The sequence below is a fragment of the Isoptericola sp. NPDC055881 genome (genome assembly GCF_053615895.1).
The window spans coordinates 1-25,706 of record NZ_JBSHCR010000045.1; the positions used below are offsets into that span (position 1 = coordinate 1).

22 protein-coding genes are annotated in these 25,706 nt (G+C 74.8%); 20 read left to right on the forward strand and 2 right to left on the reverse strand.

Annotation, left to right across the window (positions count from 1 at the left end):
• Positions 1–49 precede the first annotated feature (49 nt).
• Positions 50–1,108 (reverse strand): zinc-binding dehydrogenase, encoded by a 1,059-nt coding sequence (locus ACWGKI_RS14030; protein ID WP_452187789.1) that lies wholly within the window; start codon positions 1,106–1,108, stop codon positions 50–52.
• A 120-nt stretch (positions 1,109–1,228) separates the two neighbouring features.
• Between ACWGKI_RS14030 and ACWGKI_RS14035 the strand changes: the two genes are divergently transcribed.
• Both ACWGKI_RS14035 and ACWGKI_RS14040 read left to right on the forward strand, forming a co-directional pair.
• Complete coding sequence (locus ACWGKI_RS14035) at positions 1,229–2,869, forward strand: Ig-like domain-containing protein (protein WP_452187791.1); 1,641 nt, start codon at positions 1,229–1,231, stop codon at positions 2,867–2,869.
• 126 nt (positions 2,870–2,995) lie between these two features.
• Entirely contained in the window at positions 2,996–4,543 is a 1,548-nt protein-coding gene (locus tag ACWGKI_RS14040; RefSeq protein ID WP_452187793.1) for a hypothetical protein, read from the forward strand.
• 71 nt (positions 4,544–4,614) lie between these two features.
• Here ACWGKI_RS14040 and ACWGKI_RS14045 read toward each other — a convergent pair whose 3' ends face one another.
• Complete coding sequence (locus ACWGKI_RS14045) at positions 4,615–5,115, reverse strand: inorganic diphosphatase (RefSeq protein ID WP_416344998.1); 501 nt, start codon at positions 5,113–5,115, stop codon at positions 4,615–4,617.
• Between the two features lie 192 nt (positions 5,116–5,307).
• On the opposite strand from ACWGKI_RS14045, the gene dacB reads away from it, so the two are divergent.
• From dacB to ACWGKI_RS14135, 18 genes are all read left to right on the forward strand, one after another.
• Complete coding sequence (dacB, locus tag ACWGKI_RS14050; RefSeq protein WP_452187795.1) at positions 5,308–6,726, forward strand: D-alanyl-D-alanine carboxypeptidase/D-alanyl-D-alanine endopeptidase; 1,419 nt, start codon at positions 5,308–5,310, stop codon at positions 6,724–6,726.
• Between the two features lie 269 nt (positions 6,727–6,995).
• Positions 6,996–8,096, forward strand: a complete 1,101-nt coding sequence (locus ACWGKI_RS14055) for a zinc-dependent metalloprotease (protein ID WP_452187797.1) — start codon at positions 6,996–6,998, stop codon at positions 8,094–8,096.
• An 18-nt stretch (positions 8,097–8,114) separates the two neighbouring features.
• Positions 8,115–9,302 (forward strand): tRNA lysidine(34) synthetase TilS, encoded by a 1,188-nt coding sequence (gene tilS / locus ACWGKI_RS14060; RefSeq protein WP_452187799.1) that lies wholly within the window; start codon positions 8,115–8,117, stop codon positions 9,300–9,302.
• A gap of 2 nt (positions 9,303–9,304) precedes the next feature.
• Complete coding sequence (hpt, locus tag ACWGKI_RS14065; protein WP_380243188.1) at positions 9,305–9,856, forward strand: hypoxanthine phosphoribosyltransferase; 552 nt, start codon at positions 9,305–9,307, stop codon at positions 9,854–9,856.
• A 113-nt stretch (positions 9,857–9,969) separates the two neighbouring features.
• Positions 9,970–12,042 carry an ATP-dependent zinc metalloprotease FtsH gene (ftsH, locus tag ACWGKI_RS14070; protein ID WP_380243187.1) on the forward strand — a complete coding sequence of 691 codons (2,073 nt, stop codon included), beginning with the start codon at positions 9,970–9,972 and terminating at the stop codon, positions 12,040–12,042.
• Positions 12,043–12,065: 23 nt separating this feature from the next.
• Positions 12,066–12,653: a GTP cyclohydrolase I FolE gene (gene folE / locus ACWGKI_RS14075; protein ID WP_380243195.1), complete on the forward strand. Its 588-nt coding sequence runs from the start codon at positions 12,066–12,068 to the stop codon at positions 12,651–12,653.
• Positions 12,654–12,661: 8 nt separating this feature from the next.
• Entirely contained in the window at positions 12,662–13,636 is a 975-nt protein-coding gene (gene folP / locus ACWGKI_RS14080) for a dihydropteroate synthase (RefSeq protein WP_452187828.1), read from the forward strand.
• A complete protein-coding gene (folK, locus tag ACWGKI_RS14085; protein WP_452187802.1) occupies positions 13,633–15,681 on the forward strand; it encodes a 2-amino-4-hydroxy-6-hydroxymethyldihydropteridine diphosphokinase in 2,049 nt (682 codons plus the stop codon). Before folP ends, folK begins: the two co-directional genes overlap by 4 nt.
• A gap of 1 nt (position 15,682) precedes the next feature.
• Positions 15,683–16,171 carry a DUF3180 domain-containing protein gene (locus ACWGKI_RS14090; RefSeq protein WP_380243185.1) on the forward strand — a complete coding sequence of 163 codons (489 nt, stop codon included), beginning with the start codon at positions 15,683–15,685 and terminating at the stop codon, positions 16,169–16,171.
• A 54-nt stretch (positions 16,172–16,225) separates the two neighbouring features.
• The gene (locus ACWGKI_RS14095) at positions 16,226–16,750 is read left to right on the forward strand and encodes a PH domain-containing protein (RefSeq protein ID WP_452187805.1); all 525 of its coding nucleotides are present in this window, start codon (positions 16,226–16,228) and stop codon (positions 16,748–16,750) included.
• The gene (locus ACWGKI_RS14100; protein WP_452187807.1) at positions 16,747–18,360 is read left to right on the forward strand and encodes a PH domain-containing protein; all 1,614 of its coding nucleotides are present in this window, start codon (positions 16,747–16,749) and stop codon (positions 18,358–18,360) included. The genes ACWGKI_RS14095 and ACWGKI_RS14100 overlap by 4 nt, the downstream gene beginning before the upstream one ends.
• Positions 18,357–19,391 carry a Rossmann-like and DUF2520 domain-containing protein gene (locus tag ACWGKI_RS14105; protein ID WP_452187809.1) on the forward strand — a complete coding sequence of 345 codons (1,035 nt, stop codon included), beginning with the start codon at positions 18,357–18,359 and terminating at the stop codon, positions 19,389–19,391. The genes ACWGKI_RS14100 and ACWGKI_RS14105 overlap by 4 nt, the downstream gene beginning before the upstream one ends.
• The gene (panC, locus tag ACWGKI_RS14110; protein WP_452187811.1) at positions 19,391–20,323 is read left to right on the forward strand and encodes a pantoate--beta-alanine ligase; all 933 of its coding nucleotides are present in this window, start codon (positions 19,391–19,393) and stop codon (positions 20,321–20,323) included. The genes ACWGKI_RS14105 and panC overlap by 1 nt, the downstream gene beginning before the upstream one ends.
• Before the next feature lie 34 nt (positions 20,324–20,357).
• Positions 20,358–20,771: an aspartate 1-decarboxylase gene (gene panD / locus ACWGKI_RS14115; RefSeq protein WP_380243193.1), complete on the forward strand. Its 414-nt coding sequence runs from the start codon at positions 20,358–20,360 to the stop codon at positions 20,769–20,771.
• 34 nt (positions 20,772–20,805) lie between these two features.
• Positions 20,806–22,500, forward strand: a complete 1,695-nt coding sequence (locus ACWGKI_RS14120) for an L-aspartate oxidase (RefSeq protein WP_452187813.1) — start codon at positions 20,806–20,808, stop codon at positions 22,498–22,500.
• A 495-nt stretch (positions 22,501–22,995) separates the two neighbouring features.
• A complete protein-coding gene (gene nadC / locus ACWGKI_RS14125) occupies positions 22,996–23,877 on the forward strand; it encodes a carboxylating nicotinate-nucleotide diphosphorylase (protein ID WP_380243192.1) in 882 nt (293 codons plus the stop codon).
• Positions 23,878–23,899: 22 nt separating this feature from the next.
• Positions 23,900–25,438 carry a lysine--tRNA ligase gene (lysS, locus tag ACWGKI_RS14130; protein WP_452187815.1) on the forward strand — a complete coding sequence of 513 codons (1,539 nt, stop codon included), beginning with the start codon at positions 23,900–23,902 and terminating at the stop codon, positions 25,436–25,438.
• Positions 25,439–25,452: 14 nt separating this feature from the next.
• Positions 25,453–25,617, forward strand: a complete 165-nt coding sequence (locus ACWGKI_RS14135; protein WP_380243171.1) for a hypothetical protein — start codon at positions 25,453–25,455, stop codon at positions 25,615–25,617.
• Positions 25,618–25,706 lie beyond the last annotated feature (89 nt).

The window sequence follows — 25,706 nt, forward strand, 5'->3', positions numbered from 1 at the left end:
GAATTCGGGACCGAATTCTCGCCGTTTCCGTACCCACAACGATGGCGGGTCAGGGGCGCAGCAGCACCTTGGTGGCGCGACGCTCGTCCATGGCCGCGTAGGCCTCGGCGGCGTCGGCCAGCGGCAGCTCCAGGTCGAACACCTTGCCGGGCACGATCGTGCCGGCCAGGACGTCGGGCAGCAGCGTCTCCATGTAGCGCCGGGCGGAAGCCATCCCGCCGCCGATGGTGATGTTGCGGTCGAACAGGCGCCGCACGCTGAGGTCGGGCCCGTGCGGCACGCCGACGAACCCGACGCGCCCGCCGCCGCGCACGATGCTCAGGGCCGTGTCCATCGACTGCTCGGTGCCGACGCACTCCAGGGCGGCGTCGGGGAGGTCTCCGCCGAGCAGGTCGCGCACGGCCGTCAGGCCCTCCTCGCCGCGCTCGGCGACGACGTCGGTGGCGCCGAACTCGCGGGCGAGCGCCGCGCGGTCGTCGTGCCGGCTCATGGCGATGACGCGCTCCGCGCCGAGCAGGCGGGCGCCGATGACACCGGACAGCCCGACGGCGCCGTCCCCGACGACGACGACGGTGTCGCCCGCCGAGACGCCCGCGGCGAACGCGGCGTGGTACCCGGTGGACATGACGTCCGCGAGGGTGAGCAGGTGCGGCACGAGGCCGGCGGCCTCGAGCTCTGCCTCCGGGCGGCCGACCGGGAACAGGGAGTGCTGCGCGAGCGGGATCCGCACGCGCTCGCCCTGGGCGCCGTCGACCGGGTGGCCCCAGCGGTCGGTGGAGCCGAAGCCGGTGACGACGTCGCACGCCGCGGGGTAGCCCGCGCGGCACGACTGGCACTCGCCACAGCTCATGGTAAAGGGCAGGATGACGAAGTCGCCGACCTGGGCGGACGTCACGTCGGCGCCCAGCTCCTCGACGACGCCCACCAGCTCGTGCCCGATGGGGCGAGGCTTCTTGACGGCGGACACGCCGCGGTACGGCCACAGGTCGGAGCCGCACACGCAGGCGGCGACGACGCGGACCACCGCGTCGCCGGGGGTGAGGATCTTCGGGTCCGGACGGTCCTCGACGCGGACGTCGCGGGTCCCGTGGATGACGGCTGCACGCATGCGCCCACCGTAGACCGCGACCGCACGGGACGACGCCCGGACGGCGTTCCCCCGACGTTCCTCGACCCTGCACGCACCGTTGCGGTAGTTTCCAGCCACCATCAAGAGAACGGGCTGCGCATGCGTCGTGCACGGGGTCGGGTCGTCGCGGTCGTCACGACGTGGCTGGTCGCGCTGGGGGTGGTCGTGGCGGGCATGGGCGTCCCCACGGTCGCGCTGGCCGACGAGGCGGAGTCCTCCACGACGATCACGCTGCCGCGCGAGCGCTGGTGGCTCGGTGAGGTCGTGAGCCTCGACGTGACCGTCCTGCACGACGGGATGCCCGCCGAAGGAGTGGTCCGCACCACGCTGGACGGCTACCAGGTCAGCGACCCGACGTCGCTGGTGGACGGCCGCGGGCACATCACGTTCACCTCCACGGCGACGGTGACGATGAAGGCGGGAGAGCACCGTCTGGAGGTCGCTCACTTCCAGAGAGGGGTGTCGACGCCGCTGTCCGTGGCGTCCGCCGTCCTCCGGGTGGACGTCCCTGCCAGGCCCGTCGTCCCGGAGCCGCGCGTCTACGGGGACCCGGCTGACGTCAAGGTCGACCTCACGGGAACCGACCTGCCACAGAACGGCTGGGCCGAGCTGGACGACGAGGTCGGCAGGGCGCTCGGCGCGGCCGCCCTGACCGGCGGCGTCGCGACGGTCGCAGTCCCTGGCACCGGCATGACTCCCGGCCGCGTCTACCGGATGGTCCTGCGCGACGCGGCGGGCGGAACGGTCCTGAGCACCTGGTTCGTCGGCGCGAACGTCCAGAAGCGGCCGGCCACCCTGACGGTGCAGACCTCGTCGACGTGGCGTCTCGGGTGGCAGGCCAAGGTCGTCGTCCGGGCGGTCTCCGACCTCGGGCCGGTCACCGGGACCATCGAGGTCCGCAACCACATCAGCGACGACTGGTCGCCGGGACGCACGGCCGAGCTGGTCGACGGCGTCGCGACCGTCGCGTTCGACCCGGGCGACGTGCTCAACCTGTCCAAGCCCGACCCGAAGGTCTTCGTCGAGCTGCGCAGCTCGTTCTACGCCGCGCCGATCGTCCCGAAGATCGTGAACGTCAAGCCGCGCTTCCAGTCGTGGGTCCAGATCGAGACCGGCCAGCGTACCGAGTGGCGGTACGGGACGGCCCGGCGGGTCCGCTTCTTGGTGACGTCGGAGACGGGCGCGCGGCTCGACGGGAAGGTCACGTTCTCCCGGGGCACTCGGGTGCTGGGCACCGCGCGGGTCGTGGACGGCAAGGGCTCCCTCCTGGTGGGGAGCACCGCCCTGGCCCCGGGAAGGCACAGTCTGGAGGCCAGCTTTACGCCCACGTCCACCCGGTACGACACGAGCTGGACGGGGGTGCGCGTCGTCGTGGCGAAGGCGAGGCCGAGCGTGCGCCTGTCGATGGACCACCGGTGGTACCGGGTGAAGGCTGACCTCGGCAGGGACGAGCCGGGCACGGTGCGGGTGAGCACGGCGGGGATGCCGGAGCGCGGACGTCTCGTGCTGGAGACACGCAGCCCGCGGGCGGACGTCTGGGGCTGGCGGACGCGCTGGGCGACGGACTGGGCGCTGCAGACCAGCGAGCAGGGCGTGCAGCGGGTCAAGGTGCCGGCCAAGTACCTCAGGACTGCGGACGGGAAGCCGGGGAAGGTCTACCTGCGGTTCCGCTACGTGCCGTCCGACGCGGCGCACGTGGCCACCGTGGTGTCGCCGGAGGTCACGATCGTCCGCTACTGACGTGCGGTGTCGGTCGCGGGCGCGCGCTCACCCGGCCGAGGCCTTCCGGCCCGGCGAGGCGCGGGCGTAGCGTCGAGTGGACGACCTGCGCGACGGCACGCCGGTCGGCGCCCGGGGGAGGGCACGATGCGCGACGACGTCCGGCTTCGATCAGGGTCCGTGACCGCCCGGGCGCGCCGTCGCCGTGGCCGACCCGCGCGCGCCGTGCTCGCCTGCGCGGCCCTCGTCACCGTGGGCGTGGGAGCGGGAGCGGTCGTCGCGCCCGCCGCCGTCGCCGAGCCGGAGTGCCTCGGCCCCAGCCACGACTTCGACGGCGACCGGGTGCCCGACGCCGTCGTCGGCGCCCCCGGCGGGACGGGTCGCCCGGGCACCGTCGAGGTCCGCCTCACGGGCGACGGCGAGCCGCGCACGGTCGTGCTGCGCGGGCCGGTCGGCTTCGGCACGGCGGTGACGCAGCTGCGCTCGTACGAGCAGGAGGGCGACGACCGGTTCTGCACCCAGCTCGTCGTGGGCAGCCCGGAGGAGACCGTGTCCGGGATGCCGCGCGCGGGGGCGGCCTACCTGTACGCGTACGACTCCGCGCTCGGCGCGTTCGAGCTCCGCGAGCGGGTCACGGCCGACTCGGAGAGCGTGCTGGGCACGCCGCAGGCGGGCGCACGGTTCGGGGCCGCGCTCGCGTCGGCCTCGTACCCGGAGGAGACGATCGACCCGAAGCCGCAGCTGCTGTGGGTGGGTTCGCCCGGGCACGACGCCACGAGCGCTCCGGACGCGGGCCGGGTGACGTCGTTCGTCGTCGGCGCGACCGACACCACCACCCGTGGCGGGGAGGTCGTCGACCTCGCCGCCCTGGGGGTGCGCGGCACCGCGGCAGCCGGGGCGGCGCTGGGCTCGTCGCTGAGCGTGCGCGGTCAGGTGATGGCTGCGGGAGCGCCGGGCCTGCGGGTGGCGGGCAGGGCGGCCGCCGGCGGGGTCGTGCTGTGGTTCGCCCCGCCGGGCGACCCGGGCGGGCTGCCGCCGGAGCCCGGCACCCAGCACCCGCCCGCCCTGCTGCACCAGGGCCTCGCTCAGGTGGCGGGGGAGGCCGAGGCGGGGGACCGCTTCGGCGCGGCGGTGCACCTGTTCCCCGTCCCGGGTGACCCCCTGGTGGTCGACCTCGCGGTCGGGGCTCCCGGTGAGGACCTGGGGGCGGACGTGGACGCGGGCATGGTCTCGATCGGCCGGGTGCACCCCGGCCTGACGCAGCCGCTGCTGGACTTCCGGGCCCGGCACCAGGACTCGGCAGGGGCGGCGGGCACCGCCGAGGACGGCGACCGGTTCGGCAGCGCCGTCTCCTCCGCGTACCTGCGGGGGGCGTGGCGGGTCGTGGTCGGGACGCCGGCGGAGGACGTCGGCCCGGTGCGTGACGCCGGGATGGTCCAGGCGCTCGGCACCGGTCAGGGGTGGTCGCAGGACTCGCCCGCGGTGCCGGGCCGGGCGGAGGCCGGCGACCGCATGGGGGCGGTGCTCGGCCCGGACCCGTGGGTCCGTCCGGGCCGCGCGCCGGACGTCGGTGTCCCGGGGGAGGACGGCGGCACCGGGGCGGTGCTCACCGGCCTGCTGGCCGAGGGAGCGGTCGTCCGGCTCGACCTCGGCGCCGCGCCCGGCGCCCGCTACGGGTGGTCGCTCGCGCCCTGACGCGACCGTCCCGGAAGACGCCGACGGCGCCGCACCCCCGGCCGGGGGGCGGCGCCGTCGACGTGCGGACGTCAGTGGCCGTCGTAGTAGCCGGTGTCCTTGGCGCGCTGGAACGAGCGCTCGATCTCGGCCTCGGCGTCGGCGCGGCCCACCCAGTGGGCCCCCTCGACGGACTTGCCGGGCTCCAGGTCCTTGTAGACCTCGAAGAAGTGCTGGATCTCCAGGCGGTGGAAGTCGGAGACGTCGTCGATGTCCTGGCGCCAGGCGGCGCGCTGGTCGCCCAGGGGCACGCAGAGCACCTTGTCGTCGCCGCCCGCCTCGTCGCGCATGCGGAACATGCCGAGCGCGCGGCAGCGGATCAGGCAGCCGGGGAACGTCGGCTCCTCCAGCAGCACGAGCGCGTCCAGCGGGTCGCCGTCCTCGCCGAGGGTGCCCTCGATGAACCCGTAGTCGTCCGGGTAGCGCGTCGAGGTGAAGAGCATGCGGTCGAGGCGGATGCGACCGGTCTCGTGGTCGACCTCGTACTTGTTGCGCTGGCCCTTCGGGATCTCGATCGTGACGTCGAACTCCACTGTTCCTCCATGCTCGGACATGCTCGGTCGGGCCATGCTCGGTGCGGACGCCCTGTCAAAGTGTGCCATGCGCGGGTGCTCGCGCCCGGCCCGGTGCGGCGGCCGCGTTCGGGGTGGGGACGTGGGAAGATACCCACCGAGCGCGGCACGGGATCCGGTCTGTGACGATGCTCACGGACTCGGGAGGACGACATGGGGTGGCGGGCCAGCGTCGGCGCCACCGTCACGACCGTGGTCGTGCTCTTCGGCGGGTACCTCGTGGCGGACGCCTACGACGTCGTGCCGGGCCTGCTCACCACCGCCCCGCCGCCCGCCCCGGCGGCCCCGTTCCCGACGGCACCCGGTGCGACCGAAGGCCCCGCGCCCGAGCGCGCGCTGCCCGACCTGCCGGACGACGCGCCCGAGCCCACCGCGGCCGCCGTCGGCCGGCTGGTGAAGGAGCTGGCGAAGGACGACCGGCTGGGCAAGCGGGTCGGCGTCCTCGTCACCGACGCCGCCACCGGGCAGACGCTCGGCTCCGCCGCGCCGGACCGGCTGATGGTGCCGGCCTCCACGCAGAAGCTGTTCACGGCCGTCGCCGCGCTCGAGGGCCCGGGCGGGGACACGACGCTCCCCACGCGCGTCGTGCTCGACGGCGACTCCCACCTCGTCCTCGTGGGCGGCGGCGACATGATGCTGGCCGCCGGGGCCGGGGATCCCGACGAGGTGAACGGCCGCGCCGGCCTGGGGGACCTCGCGGCCCAGGTGGCCGCGCAGGTGCGGCTCACCGGCAAGGACGTCACCCTCAGCCTCGACGACACGCTCTTCACCGGACCGGCGGTGCCCGCGAAGGTGCCGGCCGAGGACGTGACCCTCGGGTACACGGCCCCCGTCGCGGCGCTCGCCGTCGACGTCGCCCGGACGACCGACGACGAGTACGCCCCGCGGGAGAAGGACCCGGCGATGGCGGCCGCGACCACGTTCGCGAAGGCGCTCGAGAAGCGCGGCGTGACGGTCCGCGGTGACGTGACCCGCGACCGGGCGCCGTCGTCCGCGCGCGAGATCGGTCGCGTCGAGTCGGCGCCGCTGCGCGACGTGGTCGGCGACATGCTGCGCCGGTCCGACAACGCGATCACGGAGGTCGTGGGCCGCATCGTCGCGATCGACGCCGGACTGCCCGGCACCGGGGCGGACGGCGTGCGGGCCGTGACCGCGACCGTCGAGGACCTCGGCATCGACATGGACGGCGCCGTCCTGCACGACCTGTCCGGGCTGGCCCGCGGCTCGCAGGTCACCCCGCGCCAGCTCGCGGCCACGCTGCGGCTCGCCGTCGACCCGGACCGCCCCGAGCTGCGCGACGTCGCCGACGGCCTCGCGGTGGCCGGGCTCAGCGGCACCTTGCACGACCGCTACCCGAAGGGGAACCCGGGCCGCGGCTACGTCACCGGCAAGACCGGCAGCCTGCCGAACGTCACCGCGCTGGCAGGCACCGTCGTGACCACCGACGACCGGATGCTCGTCTTCGTCACCGTCGCCGACAAGGTGCCCGACGGCGGCACCTACGGCGCCAGGGTGATCTTCGACGGCTTCGCCGGCGACCTCGCGGACTGCGGCTGCCGTTCGGCGCGGTAACCACGAGTGCGGTCTGCTCGGCTCCGGATGGTAGCGACCGACCCCGTTCCCCGAAAGTGTCGTGCGGTCTTCGCAGTTCACGCCCGCGCCGCGGGACGCCTTGGCAGGATCTTCTCCATCGAGCGGCGGTGCGACGGCGTCCCGGCGGGGGAGTCGGGATCGCCGCGCTGGCGCTGCTCGGCGCCAGGTCCGTCTTCCAGCGCGGCGGAGGAGGACGCTCCTAGGGCGAGACGCCGTGGAGGCGTGCCGCACCCGGCTACCGTGGTCCCGTGACCACGCCAGTGCCCGCCGCCGAGCCCCTGCTGGACTGGACGACGGCGGCGCAGATCGCGGCCCGGGTGGCGCGCCCGGGCGCCGCCGCCCCGCGCGACGAGCTCGACGCGCTCGTCGCCGGGCTGCGCACCGCCGCGGGCGACGCCGTCGGGCACGTCCTCGACGTCACGCGCATGACGCCCGCCGCCCCCCTCCTGCCCGACGGCGGCCTGGGCGAGGTCCTCGTCGTGGACCGCGCGGGCTGGACCCGCGCGAACGCGCAGTCGATGCGCGCGATGACCGACCCGGTGATGGCCGTGGTCGCGGCCGACGTGCCGCTGCCCTCCGGCGCCGCCCGGCTGGCGGGCGCCGCCGAGGTCGGGGGACTGCTCGCGCTGCTGTCCGGGCGGGTGCTCGGCCAGTTCGACCCGTACGGCGCTCCCGGGCCCGACGGGCGCGGCCGGCTGCTCCTCGTGGCGCCCAACGTGCTGCAGGTCGAGCAGGCGCTCAGCCTGCGGCCCCGCGACTTCCGCCTGTGGGTGTGCCTGCACGAGCAGACCCACGCCCTGCAGTTCGCCACCGCCCCCTGGCTCGCCGACCACCTGGTGGGGCGGGTGGGCGACCTGATGAGCGGCGTCACCCGGACGTCCGTCGCGATGGCGCGCGCCCCGCTGCGGGAGAAGGTCGCGGTCGTCGGCCGCACCCTGCTGCGCGCCCTGCGCGGGGAGCTCGTCACCCCGCTCGACGGCATCCTCGCCCCGGACCAGCAGCGCGAGCTGCAGGAGATCACCGCGGTGATGGCCCTGCTGGAGGGTCACGCCGACGTGATGATGGACGCCGTCGGGCCGCGCGTCGTCCGGTCCGTGCGCACCATCCGTGCCCGTTTCGAGAAGCGGCGCGACGGCGAGGGCGCCCCCGCGCTGGACGTCGTGCTGCGCCGCGTGCTCGGCATGGACGCCAAGCTCGCCCAGTACCGGGACGGCGCCGCGTTCGTGCGCGACGTCGAGGAACGGGTCGGCCGCGACGGGCTCAACGCCGTCTGGTCCGAGCCCGCGCACCTGCCGTCCGCCCGCGAGATCGCCGACCCGCGCGCCTGGGTGCGCCGCGTGCACGGCTGAGCCCTGGGCAGGGGACGAGTGGCCCGCGTCGACCCGGCGCTCGCGGCGGCCCGCGCGGCGGTGCGTGCCGAGCTCGGCGCGCTCGCGCACAGCGGCGGGCGCGGCGCCGACGTGCCGGGCGACGACGTCCTGGGCCCTGACGGGCTCGTGCTCGTCGCGTGCTCCGGCGGCGCCGACAGCCTCGCGCTGGCGGCGGTGACCGCGACCGAGGCGCGGCGCGTGGGACGGTCCGTGCGCGCGACCGGCGACGCGGTGCGGGCCGGGGCCGTGGTCGTGGACCACGGGATGCAGCCGGGTTCCGACGTCGTCGCGCAGACGGCGGCCGACCGCTGCCGCGCGCTCGGGCTCGACCCGGTGCTCGTGCGGCGCGTGCAGGTGGACGACGCCCCCGGTGCCGGCGGCCCGGAGGCCGCGGCCCGCGCCGCCCGCTACGCCGCGCTCGACGCCGCGGCGGCCGAGACGGGCGCCGTCGCCGTCCTCCTCGGCCACACCCAGGACGACCAGGCGGAGTCCGTGCTGCTCGGGCTGGCCCGGGGCAGCGGGGCGCGGTCGCTGGCGGGCATGCCGCGGCGCCGCGGGCGCTACGTGCGACCGTTCCTCGGCCTGCGGCGCGCGCAGACCGAGGCGGTGTGCGCCACCGTCGGCGTGGAGTTCTGGACGGACCCGACCAACCTGCTCCCGGTCGCCGGGGCGGGGGGCGACGACGCCGTCGACGCGGCGGTGCCCGCCCGCACCCGGGTGCGCGGCGCCGTCGTCCCCGCGCTGGAGGCCGCGCTGGGGCCCGGCGTCGTCCCGGCGCTCGCGCGCACCGCCGACCAGCTGCGCGACGACGCGGACGCGCTCGACGCCCTGGCCGCCGACCTGCTCGCCACGGCAGGAGCGACCGGGGGCGACCCGCCGGACGGGCCGTCCGCCGGCGACGTCGTGCTCGACGCCGGGACGCTCGCCACGGCGCCGGCCGCCCTGCGGAGGCGTGCGCTGCGAGCGGCCGCCCTCGCGGTCGGGTGCCCCCCGGGGGCGACGACGGCGCGCCACGTGGACGCGCTCGACGCGCTCGTCGTCTCGTGGCGTGGGCAGGGTGCCGTCCACCTGCCGGGCGACGCTCGCGCGCTCCGGGCGTGTGGCAGGCTCTACCTGCGACCCGCCGGGCCCGATCCGGCCCGGACGGTGCGACCCCCAGCCCCAACCCGTTCCCTCCAGGAGTGACCGTGGACCAGTCGGACGTCTCTGGCGACCTCGCCAACATCTTGCTCACCGAGGAGCAGATCAGCTCCAAGCTCGACGAGATCGCCGGGCAGATCGACGCCGACTACGCAGGCAAGGACCTGCTCCTGGTCGGTGTGCTCAAGGGGGCGGTCATGGTGATGGCGGACCTCGCGCGGCGGCTGCACCACCCGGTGCACATGGACTGGATGGCGGTCTCCTCGTACGGGTCGGGCACCAAGTCGTCCGGCGTCGTGCGCATCCTCAAGGACCTCGACGCCGACCTCACGGGCCGCAACGTGCTCATCGTGGAGGACGTGATCGACTCCGGTCTCACGCTCTCCTGGCTGGTCGCGAACCTGCGTTCGCGCGGCCCGCAGTCGGTGGAGATCGCGGCGATGCTGCGCAAGCCCGACGCGGCGAAGGTCGACGTGGACGTGCGCTACGTGGGCTTCGACATCCCCAACGAGTTCGTCGTGGGCTACGGCCTCGACTACGCCGAGAAGTACCGCAACCTGCCGTTCGTCGGCACGCTCGCGCCGCACGTCTACAGCTGACGGGCGCCGTCGCGCCCTGGGCGAACACCCACGGTTCGTCCACACTCGGCGTGTAGCGTCGTGAACCACACGTTGCCCGACGGAAGGGAAGCGGGGCACCGACCCCGTCGCCGATGAACATCAAGAAGATCCTGAGCGGCCCGATCATCTGGATCGTGGTCGGCCTCGTGCTCGTCTCGCTGGCCTTCAGCGCGTTCAGCACCGACCGGGTGTCGCGGATCGAGACCTCACAGGGTCTCGAGCTGCTCTCCGGCGACACCGTCGACCACGCCCTCGTCGTCGACGGTGAGCAACGGGTCGAGCTCGAGCTGAGCACGAAGTACGTCACCGACGCCGGGACGGACGACGAGCAGGACCACGGCACCAAGGTCGAGTTCTTCTACGTCCAGCCGCAGGGCGACGAGGTGGCGACGGCGGTGAGGTCGGCCGACCTCAAGGACGGCTTCGACTCCCAGGTGCCGCAGCCGAGCTTCTGGAGCTCGATGCTGGGCTTCCTCATCCCGTTCCTCATCATCGGCGTGGTGTTCTGGTTCATCCTGTCGCGGATGCAGGGCGGCGGGCGCAACGGGGTCATGGGCTTCGGCAAGTCCAAGGCCAAGCTGATCAGCAAGGACATGCCGCAGGTGACGTTCGCGGACGTCGCCGGCGTGGACGAGGCGGTCGAGGAGCTCCAGGAGATCAAGGAGTTCCTCGAGGACCCGGCCAAGTTCCAGGCCGTGGGCGCCAAGATCCCCAAGGGCGTGCTGCTGTACGGCCCGCCCGGCACCGGCAAGACCCTGCTGGCCCGCGCCGTCGCCGGCGAGGCCGGGGTGCCGTTCTACTCGATCTCCGGCTCGGACTTCGTCGAGATGTTCGTCGGCGTCGGCGCGTCCCGCGTGCGTGACCTGTTCGAGCAGGCCAAGAACAACGCTCCCGCGATCATCTTCGTCGACGAGATCGACGCCGTCGGCCGCCACCGCGGCGCCGGCATGGGCGGCGGCCACGACGAGCGCGAGCAGACGCTGAACCAGATGCTCGTCGAGATGGACGGCTTCGACGTCAAGACGAACGTCATCCTCATCGCGGCGACCAACCGTCCCGACATCCTCGACCCGGCGCTGCTGCGTCCGGGCCGCTTCGACCGGCAGGTGGCCGTCGAGGCGCCCGACCTCAAGGGCCGCGAGCACATCCTCCACGTGCACGCGCAGGGCAAGCCGATGGTCGACACGATCGACCTCGCCGCCGTCGCGCGCCGCACGCCGGGGTTCACCGGTGCGGACCTGGCGAACGTCCTCAACGAGGCCGCGCTGCTCACCGCCCGCAGCGGCGCGCAGCTCATCGACGACCGCGCGCTGGACGAGGCGATCGACCGCGTCATCGCCGGGCCGCAGAAGCGCACCCGCGTGATGAAGGTCAAGGAGCAGAAGATCACCGCGTACCACGAGGGCGGCCACGCCCTGGTCGCGGCGGCGATGCGGTACACGGACCCCGTCACAAAGGTGACGATCCTGCCGCGCGGCCGAGCCCTCGGCTACACGATGGTCATGCCGATGGAGGACAAGTACTCCACCACGCGCAACGAGCTGCTCGACCAGCTCGCCTACGCGATGGGCGGCCGGGTGGCCGAGGAGATCGTCTTCCACGACCCGACCACGGGCGCGAGCAACGACATCGAGAAGGCCACCGCGACCGCGCGCAAGATGGTCACGGAGTACGGCATGAGCGAGAAGGTCGGCGCCATCAAGCTCGGCAGCGGCTCGGGCGAGCCGTTCCTGGGCCGCGACATGGGCCACCAGCGGGACTACTCCGAGGCCGTCGCCGGCACCGTGGACCACGAGGTGCGCAAGCTCGTCGAGGCCGCGCACGACGAGGCGTGGGAGGTGCTCACCCAGTACCGCGACGTGCTCGACGAGCTGGTGCTGCGCCTGCTGGAGAAGGAGACGCTCAACCAGGCCGAGCTGGCCGACGTCTTCGCGCCCGTGGTCAAGCGCGAGCCGCGGGACGTGTGGCTGTCCAGCGAGCAGCGCACCGTGCACACGCGCGGCCCGATCATGACCGACGCCGAGCGCGCCGCGTCCAACGGCAACGGGCAGTCCGTGGTGCCGCAGGACGAGGCCGCCGCGGTCGGTGGCCAGGGCGACCTGCAGGAGGCCGGCCCCGGTATCGGCACGGACACGGAGCCCCCGGCGGCAGGGGAGCACCGGTGACCGATCCGGTGACGGACCTGGGCATGCGCGCGGCCGCGGACGTGCCCCCGTACGACGCGGCACGCGCCGAGGCTGCCGTCCGCGAGCTGCTGCTGGCGGTCGGGGAGGACCCCGACCGGGAAGGCCTCAAGGAGACTCCCGCCCGCGTGGCGCGCGCCTACCAGGAGATCTTCGCCGGCCTGCGCCAGGAGCCGGAGGACGTGCTGACCACCACCTTCGACCTCGGCCACGAGGAGATGGTGCTGGTGCGCGACATCGAGGTGTACTCGACGTGCGAGCACCACCTGGTGCCGTTCCACGGCGTGGCCCACGTGGGCTACATCCCGAGCACGGAGGGGCGCATCACCGGCCTGTCGAAGCTGGCGCGCCTCGTCGACGTGTACGCGCGCCGGCCGCAGGTCCAGGAGCGCCTCACGACGCAGGTCGCGGACGCGATGGTGCGCCTCCTCGAGCCGCGCGGCGTCCTGGTGGTCGTGGAGTGCGAGCACCTGTGCATGTCGATGCGCGGGGTGCGCAAGCCGGGCTCGCGCACGGTGACGTCCGCGGTGCGGGGCATCATGCAGAACGCGAGCACGCGCGCCGAGGCGATGAGCCTCGTCACGGGGCGGTGACATCGCCGATGGCCGCGCACCCGCGCGACGCGCTCGTCGCGGGGCTGCCGCAGCTGTCCGGCGTCGGCCGGTGCCTCGTCATGGGCGTCGTGAACATCACGCCCGACTCGTTCTCGGACGGCGGGGAGTGGTTCGAGCCCGACGCCGGTGTGCAGCACGGTCTCGACCTCCTGGCCGAGGGCGCGGAGATCCTCGACGTCGGCGGCGAGTCGACACGGCCCGGCGCCGCCCGCGTGGACGAGTCCGAGGAGCTGCGCCGCGTGCTCCCGGTGATCGAGCGGCTCGCGGCGCACGGTGCCGTGGTGTCGGTCGACACGACGCGCTCGACCGTCGCGGAGCGCGCCGTCGCCGCGGGCGCGCGGATCGTCAACGACGTCTCGGGCGGCCTCGCCGACCCGCGGATGGGTCACGTCGTGGCCGACACGGGCGTGGCGTACGTCGCGATGCACTGGCGCGGCCACGCGGACGTGATGGACAGCCTCGAGGTGTACGACGACGTCGTGACCGAGGTGCGCGACGAGCTCGCGCAGCGCATGGACGCCCTGCTGGCCGTGGGCGTCGACGCCGAGCAGGTGGTGCTCGACCCGGGCCTCGGCTTCTCCAAGGCCGGTGTCCTGAACTGGCCGATCCTGTCCCACCTGGACGCCCTGCACTCGCTCGGTCGGCCCGTCCTCGTGGGGGCGTCGCGCAAGCGGTTCCTGGGCCACCTGCTGGAGGGGACGCGAGGCCTGCCGGACGACCGGCCCGCACCGCCGCTCGAGCGGGACCACGCCACCGCGGCCGTCTCCGCGCTGTCCGCCGCGGCGGGCGCGTGGGCGGTCCGCGTCCACTCCGCCCGGGCCAGCGCGGACGCCGTCCGTGTCGCGGACGCCTGGACGGCGGCCACCCGTGGCATGGAGGATGCCGGGATGACCGCACCGGCACACAGCACCGAAGCCGTGGACGGGCCCCGTTCCGCCGCCGATGAGGAGGGCCTCTCGTGACCTTCGCCGCAGCCGTTCCAGGACCGGACGGACAGCCGCTCGACCAGATCCGCCTCGCCGGCGTCACGGCGACCGGCCACCACGGGGTGCTCGCGCACGAGCGCACCGACGGCCAGGTCTTCAGCGCCGACGTCGTGCTGCACCTGGACACCCGCGCCGCCGCGTCGTCCGACGACCTCGCGCAGACCGTGAGCTACGCCGACGTCGCGCACGAGGTGCACGACGTCCTCGCGGGCTCCCCGGCCGACCTCGTGGAGACGGTGGCCGAGCGGATCGCCGCCGTCGTGCTGGCGCACCCGGCCGTGCAGGCCGTGGACGTGCGCGTGCACAAGCCGCAGGCGCCCATCCCGGTGCCGTTCGACGACGTGGCGGTCGTGGTCCGTCGCGACCGGTCACGCCCGGCGGTCGTGCCCGCGGCACCGGCGGCCCAGCCGGCCGAGGCCCCTGCCGTCGCGGCGGCCGCCCCGGAATCTTCGCAGCCCGAGCCTTCGCAGCCCGAGCCCCTGCACCCTGAGCCTCCCCAGCCTGAGCCTGCGCACCCCGAGCCCCCGCACGCGCCGGTGCCGCCCGCGCCCGTCGTCGCCGCGACGGCTGCCGAGCCGGTCGCGCCGACGCCTCCCGCGGACCCGCTGGACGCGACGCCCGCCGAACCGGTCGAGGCCGTGCTGGCCCTCGGGGCCAACCTCGGCGACGCGCAGGTCACGCTGCGCCAGGCCGTGACCGACGTGGACCGTCTCCCCGGCGTCCAGGTCATGGAGGTCTCGCCGCTGGCCCGCACCGCCGCCGTCGGCGGCCCGGAGCAGCCGGACTACCTCAACGCGGTGCTCGTCGTGCGGACCACGCTCTCGCCGCGCGACCTGCTGCGCAGCACGCAGCAGGTCGAGGCCCTGCACGGGCGTGTCCGCGAGGAGCGCTGGGGCCCGCGCACGCTCGACGTCGACATCGTCCAGTACGGGACGCTCGTGGCGAGCGCCCCCGACCTGGAGCTGCCGCACCCCCGCGCCCAGGAGCGCGCGTTCGTGCTCGTCCCGTGGGCCGAGGTGGCGCCCGACGCACTGCTGGGCGGGCGCGGCGGCGGGCCGGTCGGCCAGCTCGCGGTGACGGCGCCCGACCGGGCCGGCATCCGCTGGCTCGCGCTGGACTGGCTGACCGGGCCCACGCAGAGCACCGGCCAGGTGTCCGTCGGGTCCGACCCGGCGCCGTCGTCGCCCGTGCCGCAGTCCGCGCCCCAGGGGCACGACGACGCGGCGTACCCGGCCGAGGCGCCGGAGGGCACGTCGGGCGGCGCGCCGGTCGTCGCTCCCGCGGGCGAGCCGTACTCCGAGCCGTACTCCGAGCCGTACGCGGAGCCCTATGCCGACCCGTACACCGAGGAGCAGCAGCCCGCGCCGGAGGTCGCGCACCCGCACGCCGAGCCGTCCGCCGAGCCGCGTCGGGAGGACCCGCCCGCGGAGGCTCGTGCCGCCCACGACCACCCCTTCGGCGGGTCCCCGTTCGGTCCGCCCGAGCCGGAGCATCCCCGCGCACCCCGGCCGTTCGCGCCCTTCGCCACGGTGACGCCGGACGTCGCGCCGCACGCGCCCGTCCCGCCCGCCCCGGACTCGTCCGGCCCGGTCTCGTCCGGCCCGGTGCCGTCGGCGCCCGTCCCGCCGGCCCCCGCCCCGCCGATCACGTCGTCGTTCGCTCCGCCGGCGGCGCCGCCGACCCCTGCGCCGGAGGCGTACGTCCCGGAGGTGTACACCCCGGAGGCGTACGCCCCGGAGGCGTACGCCCCGGAGACCTTCGCCCCCGAGCCCGTTGCCCCCGAGCCCAGTGCGCCCGAGCCGTTCGCCCAGGTCGCGTACGTGCCGGAGCAGCCCACGCCGGACCAGCCGGCCTCGCACCCGATCGCGTCGCGACCGGTGCGGCACGAGCCCGTGCCCCCGGCCCCGGAGCCCGCCTCGCACGCCGGCGTGCCCCCGCTGCCTGGCCCGTTCGCGCCGCGTCCCGACGCGCACCCCGGCCCGTCCCTCTCGCAGGAGCTGTACGGGGAGGACGACCGCTGAGATGCGTCGTACCTCGGTCCGCCTGCTCGCAGCCGTCTTCGCCCTGGTGGCGGTCGGCGGTGCAGGGCTGCTGCGGCTGCTCGAGTCGCGCGGCGTCTACCTGCCCACGGTCGCGTGGGTCGAGGACGTCGCCATGCTCGCGCTGGCCGGTGGGATCTTCTGGGCCGGGTGGGCCGTGCGCGCGTACCAGAAGGGCGACCGGCCGGACCTCGACCCGCTCCGCGCGGCGCGCACGTTCGTCCTGGCCAAGGCCGGGGCGCTGACGGGCGCGCTGCTCGCCGGCCGGTACGTCGCCAGCGTGCTCGTGGTGCTCGGACAGCTCCAGGTCGAGGCGCGGCGCGACCAGGCGATCGCGTCCGCGATCGCGGCCGGGTGCGCGGTGGTGCTCTGCGTGGTGGGCCTCGTCGTGGAGAAGTTCTGCCAGCTCCCGCCGTCGGACGACGCGGACGGCGGCGACACGGAGGAGCGCGCGGACCCGCTGCCGTCGTGACCCGAGCCGCTCGGACGATGTGGACGGAGCACGCCCGGATGGAAGGATGGACCCATGACGACCACCCCCGCGGGCGCGGACCATCCGGCCGTGCGCCAGTCCGGTCCCTTCGACCCGCCGGGCGTCGCGTGGCAGAGCGTGTCGCCGCGGCTCGTCCCGGCGCGTCTGATCTCGATCTCGGCCACCCTGGCGGTGCCGATCGTCGCGGGCGTGCTGCTCGCGGTCCTCGTGTCCCCGTGGTTCTGGCTGCTGGCCGGCGTCCCGGCCGCGCTGCTGCTGTGGGCGGTGCTCCTGGTGCCCCGTCAGGTGCGGGCCGTCGGCTACGCGGAGCGTGACGACGACCTGCTGATCCGCAAGGGGATCATGTTCCGCACGCTCGTCGTCGTGCCCTACGGCCGCATGCAGTACGTGGACGTGGAGGCGGGCCCGCTCGACCGGAAGCTGGGGATCGCGAAGGTGCAGCTCCACACGGCGTCGGCCGGCACGGACGCCGACATCCCGGGCCTGGTGCCCGACGAGGCGGAGCGGCTGCGTGACCGGCTCACCGCTCGGGGCGAGGCGCGGCTGGCGGGCCTGTGAGCACTCCGACCCCCGGCGCGTCCCCGGCTCACGTCCCCGAGCCGGACGCGAACGCCGCCGCCGCGTCGCGCGACCTGACGTGGCGTCGCGTGCACCCGGTCACGCCGTTCGTGCGCGGCTGGGCCGCGGTGGTCGCCATCCTGGTCATCGCGGGCCAGCAGGTGCTCGACGACGTGGCGCGCGCGATCGAGGCGGCGGGGGAGATCCGTGGCCTGTGGTGGATGGTCCTGCTCGGCCTGGTCGTGCTCGTCGGGATCATCTTCGGGTACGCCGCCCTGGCGTGGCGCATGACGGCGTACGCGGTCGACGACGACGTCGTGCACCTGCGCAAGGGCATCCTGTTCCGGCAGCAGCGGCACGCGCGGCTCGACCGGCTGCAGGCGATCGACGTGCGCCAACCGCTGCTCGCGCGCCTGTTCGGCCTCGCGGAGCTGCGCCTCGAGGTGGCGGGCGGCTCCGACTCCGGCGTGGCGATCGGCTTCCTCAAGGAGGCGGACGCGCAGCAGCTGCGCGCGAACCTGCTCGCCCGCGCGGCGGGCGTCAAGGCCGCCCGCCGTGCCGACCCCGAGCACGCACGGCCCGCCGCAGCACCGCAGGCGTCCGACGCCGCCGTCGATTCCCTCGGCGCCGGCGACCCGGCCCACCACTCGTCCCCGCGGCCCGTCGAGGCGCGCCCGGAGGCTGCCGACCCCGAGGACGTCGCGCCCGAGGCGCCCGAGCGGCAGGTGTACGAGGTCCCCCCGACGCGGCTGCTGCTGTCGCTGCTGCGGATGCCCGGCGTGTGGTTCGGCGTGCTCGTGCTGGTCGGCGTGGGCGTCGTGGTGTTCCTGACCCGCGAGGTCAGCATCCTGTTCTCCGCGCTGCCCGCGATCCTGGGCGTCGGGGGGTACGTGTTCCAGCGCTTCGCCGGCGAGTTCGGCTTCCGCGCGGCGCTGTCGCCCGACGGCATCCGGCTGCGCCACGGCCTGCTGGAGACGCGCGCGCAGACCATCCCGCCGGGCCGCGTGCAGGCCGTCTCGCTCACGCAGGGGCCGTTCTGGCGCGGCCCGGACTGGTGGCGGGTCCGGGTCAACGTGGCCGGCTACGGCGGCGGCGAGGGACAGGAGGGGGAGCAGCAGCACGTGCTGCTGCCCGTCGGGCCTCGCGAGGAGGCGCTCACCGCGCTGTGGCTGGTGCTGCCCGACCTCGAGGTCGAGGACCCGGACGCGACGCTCGCGCTGCTGGACGAGGCCCTCACGGGCGACGCGCGCACGGACCGCTGGTTCGTCACCAGCCCCCGGCGTGCCCGGTTGCTCGATCCCTGGAGCTGGCGTCGCAACGGGTACGCCGTGACGGGCCGCGCGCTGCTCGCGCGCGGGGGCCGGTTCGTGCGCCGTCTCGAGGTGGTGCCGCACGAGCGCACCCAGTCCCTCGGGCTCACCCAGGGGCCCTGGCAGCGCCGGCGCGGGCTCGCGTCGTTCGCGCTGCACTCGACGCCCGGCCCGATCAGCCCCGTCGTCTACCACCTGGCCGAGGACGAGGCCGCCCGCCTGCTGGGCGAGCAGTCCGCGCGCGCCCGGGAGGCCCGCGCCCACGCTGGCCCGGAACGTTGGATGGAGGGTCCGCGATGAGCACGCCGGACGACCGTCAGTCGCCGCCGTCCGCGCGCCCGGGCCGGCTCGGGGTCGGCGTCGTCGGCGCAGGCCGGGTGGGCGCGGTGCTCGGGAGCGCGCTCCGGGCGGCGGGACACACCGTCGTCGGCGCGAGCGGCGTCAGCGAGGAGTCGCGGGAGCGGATCGCGACGCTGCTGCCCGGCGTCCCGCACCTCGAGGTCGAGCAGGTCGTGGAGCGCGCCGAGCTCGTGCTGCTCGCCGTCCCCGACGACGCGCTGGCGGACGTCGTGAGCGGGCTCGCCGCCCTCGGCGCGTGGCAGCCAGGGCAGCTCGTGGTGCACACGTCGGGCCGGTACGGCGCGGGCGTGCTCGACCCCGCACGGCGGGCGGGCGCGATCCCGGTGGCGCTGCACCCGGCGATGACGTTCACCGGCACGTCCCTCGACCTGCACCGGCTGGAGGGCTGCACCTTCGCGGTGACCGCGCCGGCCGCGGTCCAGCCCATCGGCCAGGCGCTCGTCGTCGAGGTCGGCGGCGAGCCCGTGATCGTCGCGGAAGAGGCCCGTGGGCTGTACCACGCGGCCCTCGCGCACGGGGCGAACCACCTGGTGGTGCTGGTCGCGCAGGCCGCGCAGGCGCTCGAGGCGGCCGGCGTCGAGCAGCCCGGTCGCGCCCTCGCGCCGCTGCTGTCCGCCGCGCTCGACGGCGCCACGCGCGCCGCGGACGTGCGCGACGGTGAAGGCCCCGGCGCGATCAGCGCTCTCACGGGACCGGTCTCGCGGGGCGACGTCGGCACGGTGCGCACGCACCTCGACGTGCTGCGGTCGCTCGCGGCCCGGACGGGCGCCGTCGACGTGCCCGCCTCGTACACCGAGCTGGCGCGGGGTGCCACGAGCCGCGCGCTCGCCGCGCACCGCATCGACGACCGGGCCGCGCGGACCCTGCTGGACGCCCTCGCACCGCCCGCGCCGCTGCTCCCCGACGACCCGCACCCGCCCCGCAGCGACCCGCACGACCCGCCCCGCACCGACCCGCCCGAGGAGCCCTGATGAGCGCAGCGACCCCGACGACCCCGGCGCCCCCCGCCGTCGTGCGCTCCCGCGAGCAGCTGCACGACGCGCTGACGTCCTGGACGCTCTCCGGCCCGGAGCCCACGGACCAGCGTGCCGTCGTCATGACGATGGGTGCGCTGCACGACGGGCACCTCGAGCTGGTGCGCCGGGCCCGCGAGGCGGCCGGGCCGACCGGGCAGGTCGTGGTGACGATCTTCGTCAACCCGCTGCAGTTCGGCGCCGGCGAGGACCTGGACCGCTACCCGCGTGACCTGGACGGGGACGTCGCGAAGCTGGCGAGCGTCGGGGCGGACCTCGTGTTCGCGCCCACGCCCGACGTCGTCTACCCCGACGGGGACCCGATCGTGCGGGTGTCCGCGGGCCGGGTCGGCGAGGTGCTGGAGGGGGAGTCCCGCCCGGGGCACCTGGACGGCGTCCTCACCGTGGTGCTCAAGCTCATGCACCTGGTGCGCCCGGACGTCGCCCTGTTCGGGGAGAAGGACGCCCAGCAGCTCCTGGCGGTGCGGCGCATGGTGCGTGACCTGGACGTGGACGTCGAGGTGCTCGGCGTGCCGATCGTGCGGGAGCCGGACGGCCTCGCGATGTCGTCGCGGAACGCCTACCTCTCGGACGACGAGCGGTCCGCGGCGCTGGCGCTGTCGCGGGCCTTGCGGGCGGGCGCCGACGCGGCCGACGGGGGACCGCAGGCCGTGCTGGCGGCGGCGTCGGGAATCCTGGAGGGGGCCGGCGGGGTTGAGGTGGATTACCTGGCACTCGTCGACCCGACTACCGTGGACCCGGTGCCCGCGGACTTCCGCGGGTCCGCCCTCCTCCTCGTGGCGGCGCGTGCCGGTGCCACCCGACTGATCGACAACCAGGCCGTGGACCTCGCCGGCAGCGCGAATCCACAGGAGAAGCCCAGTGACTGAGCACGTGAACCGCCCCGCCTCCCTGCAGCGGCCGATGATGATCGGCAAGATCCATCGCGCCACCGTCACGCAGGCGGACCTCCACTACGTCGGCTCGATCACCATCGACGCCGACCTGCTCGACGCCGCGGACCTGTACCCCGGCCAGCAGGTCGACGTGGTCGACGTCACGAACGGCGCCCGCCTGACGACGTACGTCATCCCCGGGGAGCGCGGCGGCCGCCAGGTCAGCATCAACGGCGCGGCGGCGCACCTGGTGCACCCGGGGGACACCGTCATCGTCATCGCCTACGGCATGCTCGCCGACGCCGACGCCCGCACGTACTCCCCGGCGGTCGTGTTCGTCGACCCGGAGAACCGGATCGTCGAGCTCGACGACGACCCGGGGCAGGTGCCGGACGGCTTCGGTCTGGAGTCGAGCGGCATCCCCTTCGCGGCCGTCCGGTGACAGGCCCTCGCGACGCCGCCCCGGTGACTGCCCGGTGAACGGGCCGCGGCTCGCCCGCGCGCTCGCCGCCCCCGCCCCCGGCTGGACCACGTCCGCCGACGCCATCGTCGTCGGCACCGGGATCGCGGGCCTGACCGCCGCGCTGGAGCTGCGCAGCCGCGTGCCGCGCGTGCTCCTGGTCACCAAGGGCGCGCTGTCGTCCGGGTCCACGGTGTGGGCGCAGGGCGGCATCGCCGCGGCGCTCCACCCCGACGACACTCCCGACGCCCACCTCACCGACACGCTCGCCGCCGGCGGCGGGCTGAGCGACCCCGAGGCCGTGCGCGTGCTCGTCACGGAGGGCCCGGACCGGGTGCGCGAGCTCGTGGCCCGAGGCACGTCGTTCGACGTCGGGCCGGACGGCGACCTCGCCCTCACCCGCGAGGGCGGCCACCGTGCCGACCGGATCGCGCACGCCGGGGGCGACGCCACCGGCGCGGAGATCTCCCGGGCGCTCGTGGCCCAGATCGAGGCGGTACGTGACGACCCGGGCATCGAGGTCTTGGAGCACGCGCTGGTGCTCGACGTGCTCACCGGCGCCCCGGGCGTGGACGGGCGCCGGCCTGCGGCGGGCGTCACGCTGCACGTGCGCGGGGCGGGCAGCCGCGACGGCGTGGGCGCGGCGCTGGCACCCGTGGTGGTGCTGGCCACGGGCGGTATCGGGCAGGTCTTCCGCTCGTCGACCAACCCGCCGGGCGCCACGGGCGACGGGATCGCGGCGGCGCTGCGCGCCGGCGCGACCGTGGGCGACCTGGAGTTCGTGCAGTTCCACCCCACGGTGCTGTGGCAGGGGCTCGGCGCCAAGGGTCAGCAGCCGCTCATCAGCGAGGCCGTCCGCGGCGAGGGCGCGCTGCTGCTCGACGTCGACGGGTATCGCTTCATGCCCGCGGAGCACGAGCTGGCCGAGCTGGCGCCGCGCGACGTCGTCGCGCACGCCATCGTGCGTCGTCTGGCCGCGACGTCCGCCGACCACGTGCTGCTCGACGCCCGGCACCTCGGCGCGGACTTCCTGCGCCGGCGGTTCCCGAGCATCACGGCACGCCTCCTGGACCAGGGCATCGACTGGACCGAGGAGCCGGTGCCGGTCGCGCCCGCGCAGCACTACCACTCGGGCGGGGTGGTGACCGACGCGCGTGGCCGTACCTCCGTGCCGGGCCTGTACGCCGTCGGGGAGGTCGCGTGCACGGGCGTGCACGGCGCCAACCGGCTGGCGTCCAACTCCCTGCTGGAGGGCCTGGTCTTCGCCCACCGCGCGGCCCGCGACGTCGCGCAGCGGGTCGAGGACGGCGAGCTGCGGGCGGCGCCCGACCCGGAGGAGCGCCCCGGCGGGGCGGCCCTCGTCGCCGCAGCCGCACGCTCCCGCGTCCAGCGCACGACGTCGGAGGGTGCGGGTCCGGTGCGGTCCGCCGCGTCGCTCGAGACGGCCGCGGCCATCCTCGGCGCCGTGCGCACCGACGCCCACCGCACGGACGACGTCGTCGCCGACCCGCAGGTCGCCGAGTGGGAGACCACCACCGTGCACCAGGTCGCGAGCGCGCTGGTGCACGCCGCGTGGCTGCGCCAGGAGTCTCGCGGCGGACACTTCCGGACCGACTTCCCCGTCCCGGACCCGGCCTGGCAGCGCCGCGTCACCCTCGCCCTCGACGACGACGGCGCCCTCCGCGAGGAAGCCCTCACCCCCGCGAGGTAGTGCAGTCCGCGGCGAGGTAGTGCAGTTCACGGTGAGGTAGTCGGGACCACGGCGAGGTAGTGCAGTTCACGGTGAGGAGTCGGGACCACGGCGAGGTAGTGGGGGCCCTGGCGAGGTAGTGCGGTCCACGGTGAGGTAGTGGGCCACTTCACTACCTCGGCAGCCTCGCAACTACCTCGGCACGTGCGGGACTACCTCGGCAGCCTCGCGACTACCTCGGCAGACTCGCAACTACCTCGGCAGTCTCGCGACTACCTCGGCACGTGCGGGACTACCTCGGCAGGTGGGGAACTCCCTCGCGGGGTGCCTCGGGTGTGGGCGGTAGCGTTGCGCAGCGTGACCGCGACCGACCCGCTCCGCGACCTGCCCGACCGCGACCCCTCCGCAGACGACCGCCCTGCGCGCGACCTCTCCGCAGAGGACCGCCCTGCGCGCGACCTCACTGCACACGACCGCTCCGCGCGCGGCGTCGCGGCCTCGGCCGTCGAGCCCGGCCTGGACGCTGCGTGGGTCGCCCGCACGGTCGAGGTCGCCCTGGACGAGGACCTGGGCACGGCTCCTGGCCGCGACGTGACCACGCAGGCCACGGTCCCGACGTCGGCCACGGGCACCGCGGACCTCGTGGCGCGGGCGGCGGGCACGGTCGCGGGCCTGGTGGTGGTGACCGAGACCCTGCGGCAGGTCGCGGTGCGCCTGGGCCTGGCCACGCCTGCGGTGACCTTCCGCGCGCAGGACGGCGACGCCGTCGAGCGAGGGCAGGTGCTGGCGTCCCTCGAGGGACCGGTCCAGGTGCTGCTCGTCGCCGAGCGGACCCTGCTCAACCTGGCCTCGCGGGCGTCGGGCGTCGCGACGGCGACGGCGGCCTGGTCGCGGGAGCTCGCCGGCACGGGCGCGCAGGTCCTCGACACCCGCAAGACGACGCCCGGCCTGCGCGCCCTGGAGAAGTACGCGGTCCGCGCGGGCGGCGGCACCAACAAGCGCATGGGGCTCTACGACGTCGCGATGGTCAAGGACAACCACGTCGTGGCCGCCGGGTCGGTCCGCGCCGCGATCGACGCCGTCCGCGCGACGTTCCCCGACGTACTGGTCCAGGTCGAGGCCGACACCACCGACCAGGCGCTGGAAGCGCTCGACGCCGGGGCGGACTTCCTGCTGCTCGACAACATGCCGACGCCCGTCCTCGGCGCGACCGTGGCGGCCGTCCGCGCACGGCAGGGCGTGGGCGGCGTGCCGGAGCACGTCGAGCTGGAGGCGACCGGCAACCTCACCCTCGACCGTGCCCGCGAGGTCGCCTCGACCGGCGTCGACTACCTGTCCGTGGGCGGGCTCACGCACTCGGCCCCGATCCTCGACCTGGCGCTCGACCTTCGCCCCTAGAGATCGCTCGTAGAATCACTGGGTGACCTCCCCGCAGAACCCCGCCTCCGCCGTGCCTGACGTCGACCCTGCCGCAGCCACGGACGACCTCCCGGAGCAGATGCGCGTGCGCCGGGAGAAGCGCGACCGGCTGCTCGACCAGGGCGTCGAGCCCTACCCCGTCAGCCTGCCGGTGACGCACTCGATCGCGGCGGTGCGCGAGGGCTACGAGCACCTCGAGGCAGGTCAGGAGACGGACGACGTCGTCGGTGTCGCCGGCCGTGTCGTCTTCCTGCGCAACACGGGCAAGCTCTGCTTCGTCACCCTCCAGGACGGTGAGGGGCATCGCCTGCAGGCGATGCTCAGCCTCAAGGAGGTGGGCGAGGAGTCGCTCGCGTCGTTCAAGTCCGACGTCGACCTGGGCGACCACCTGTTCGTCCACGGCCGGGTCGGTTCGTCGCGCCGCGGCGAGCTGAGCGTGTTCGCCGACTCCTGGCAGATGGCGGCCAAGGCGCTGCGCCCGCTGCCGGTGCTGCACAAGGACCTGTCGGAGGAGGCCCGCGTCCGCCAGCGGTACGTCGACCTCATCGCGCGCCCCGCCGCCCGCGAGATGGTGCGCACCCGTGCGGGGGTCGTGCGCTCCCTGCGCGACAACTTCCACGAGCGCGGATTCCTCGAGATCGAGACCCCGATGCTGCAGACCATCGCGTCGGGGGCGTCCGCGCGGCCTTACCGCACGCACATGAATGCCTATGACATCGACCTCTTCCTGCGGATCGCGCCGGAGCTCTTCCTCAAGCGGGCCGTCGTGGGTGGAATCGAGAAGGTCTTCGAGATCAATCGCAACTTCCGCAACGAGGGCGCCGACTCCACGCACTCGCCGGAGTTCGCGATGCTCGAGGCCTATGAGGCGTACGGCGACTACAACACGATCGGCGCTCTGACGCAGGATCTTGTGCAGCGGGCCGCGCTCGAGGTTCTCGGCACCACGGTCGTCACCCTTCCCGACGGCGAGGAGTACGACCTCGGCGGCGAATGGGCGCAGATCACGATGTACGGCTCGCTCTCCGAGGCGATCGGTGAGGAGATCACTCCCGACACCACGGTCGAGCATCTCACCGACCTGGCGGAGAAGGCCGAGATCTCGGTGGACCCCAAGAGGGTGAACCACGGCAAGCTGGTCGAGGAGCTGTGGGAGCACCACGTGGGGGACGCGCTCTACGCGCCCACGTTCGTGCGCGACTTCCCCGTTGAGACGTCGCCTCTGGTGCGTGCGCACCGCACGGTGCCCGGCCAGGTGGAGAAGTGGGACCTGTACGTGCGCGGCTTCGAGCTGGCCACGGGGTACTCCGAGCTCGTGGACCCGGTGGTCCAGCGGCAGCGTTTCGAGGCGCAGGCGCTCCTCGCCGCGGCGGGCGACGACGAGGCGATGGCCCTCGACGAGGACTTCCTCACCGCCATGGAGCACGCGATGCCGCCGTCGGGAGGCATGGGCATGGGCCTCGACCGACTTCTGATGGCGCTCACGGGGCTCGGTATCCGCGAGACCATCCTTTTCCCGCTCGTCAAGCCGACGGCCTGAACGAAAGTCAGATCATGGACACTTTTCTCGCGATCATGGCCGGGCTCGCCCCGTCCGTCGGGGTCGGCCTGCTCTTCTGGCTGGCGATGCGCAAGATCATGCATGCCGACCGGAACGAGCGTCTCGCGCTCGAGCGCCTGGACGCCGAAGAGGCGGCGGCGCGGGCAGAATCGCACTGAAGGCTTCGCGAGGTCGTGCGCCGTGCGCGATTCGCGTTGACTTTCCGGTGAAGACGAAGGCATTCTTTGTGACGTCATCTCTTCATGAC

Bases quoted from the DNA above. Each gene is read 5' to 3' on its own strand.
- ACWGKI_RS14030 (WP_452187789.1), bottom strand. From the start codon at position 1,108: ATGCGTGCAGCCGTCATCCACGGGACCCGCGACGTCCGCGTCGAGGAC.
- ACWGKI_RS14035 (WP_452187791.1), top strand. From the start codon at position 1,229: ATGCGTCGTGCACGGGGTCGGGTCGTCGCGGTCGTCACGACGTGGCTG.
- ACWGKI_RS14040 (WP_452187793.1), top strand. From the start codon at position 2,996: ATGCGCGACGACGTCCGGCTTCGATCAGGGTCCGTGACCGCCCGGGCG.
- dacB (WP_452187795.1), top strand. From the start codon at position 5,308: ATGGGGTGGCGGGCCAGCGTCGGCGCCACCGTCACGACCGTGGTCGTG.
- ftsH (WP_380243187.1), top strand. From the start codon at position 9,970: ATGAACATCAAGAAGATCCTGAGCGGCCCGATCATCTGGATCGTGGTC.
- folE (WP_380243195.1), top strand. From the start codon at position 12,066: ATGCGCGCGGCCGCGGACGTGCCCCCGTACGACGCGGCACGCGCCGAG.
- folP (WP_452187828.1), top strand. From the start codon at position 12,662: ATGGCCGCGCACCCGCGCGACGCGCTCGTCGCGGGGCTGCCGCAGCTG.
- ACWGKI_RS14090 (WP_380243185.1), top strand. From the start codon at position 15,683: ATGCGTCGTACCTCGGTCCGCCTGCTCGCAGCCGTCTTCGCCCTGGTG.
- ACWGKI_RS14095 (WP_452187805.1), top strand. From the start codon at position 16,226: ATGACGACCACCCCCGCGGGCGCGGACCATCCGGCCGTGCGCCAGTCC.
- ACWGKI_RS14105 (WP_452187809.1), top strand. From the start codon at position 18,357: ATGAGCACGCCGGACGACCGTCAGTCGCCGCCGTCCGCGCGCCCGGGC.
- panC (WP_452187811.1), top strand. From the start codon at position 19,391: ATGAGCGCAGCGACCCCGACGACCCCGGCGCCCCCCGCCGTCGTGCGC.
- panD (WP_380243193.1), top strand. From the start codon at position 20,358: ATGATGATCGGCAAGATCCATCGCGCCACCGTCACGCAGGCGGACCTC.
- ACWGKI_RS14135 (WP_380243171.1), top strand. From the start codon at position 25,453: ATGGACACTTTTCTCGCGATCATGGCCGGGCTCGCCCCGTCCGTCGGG.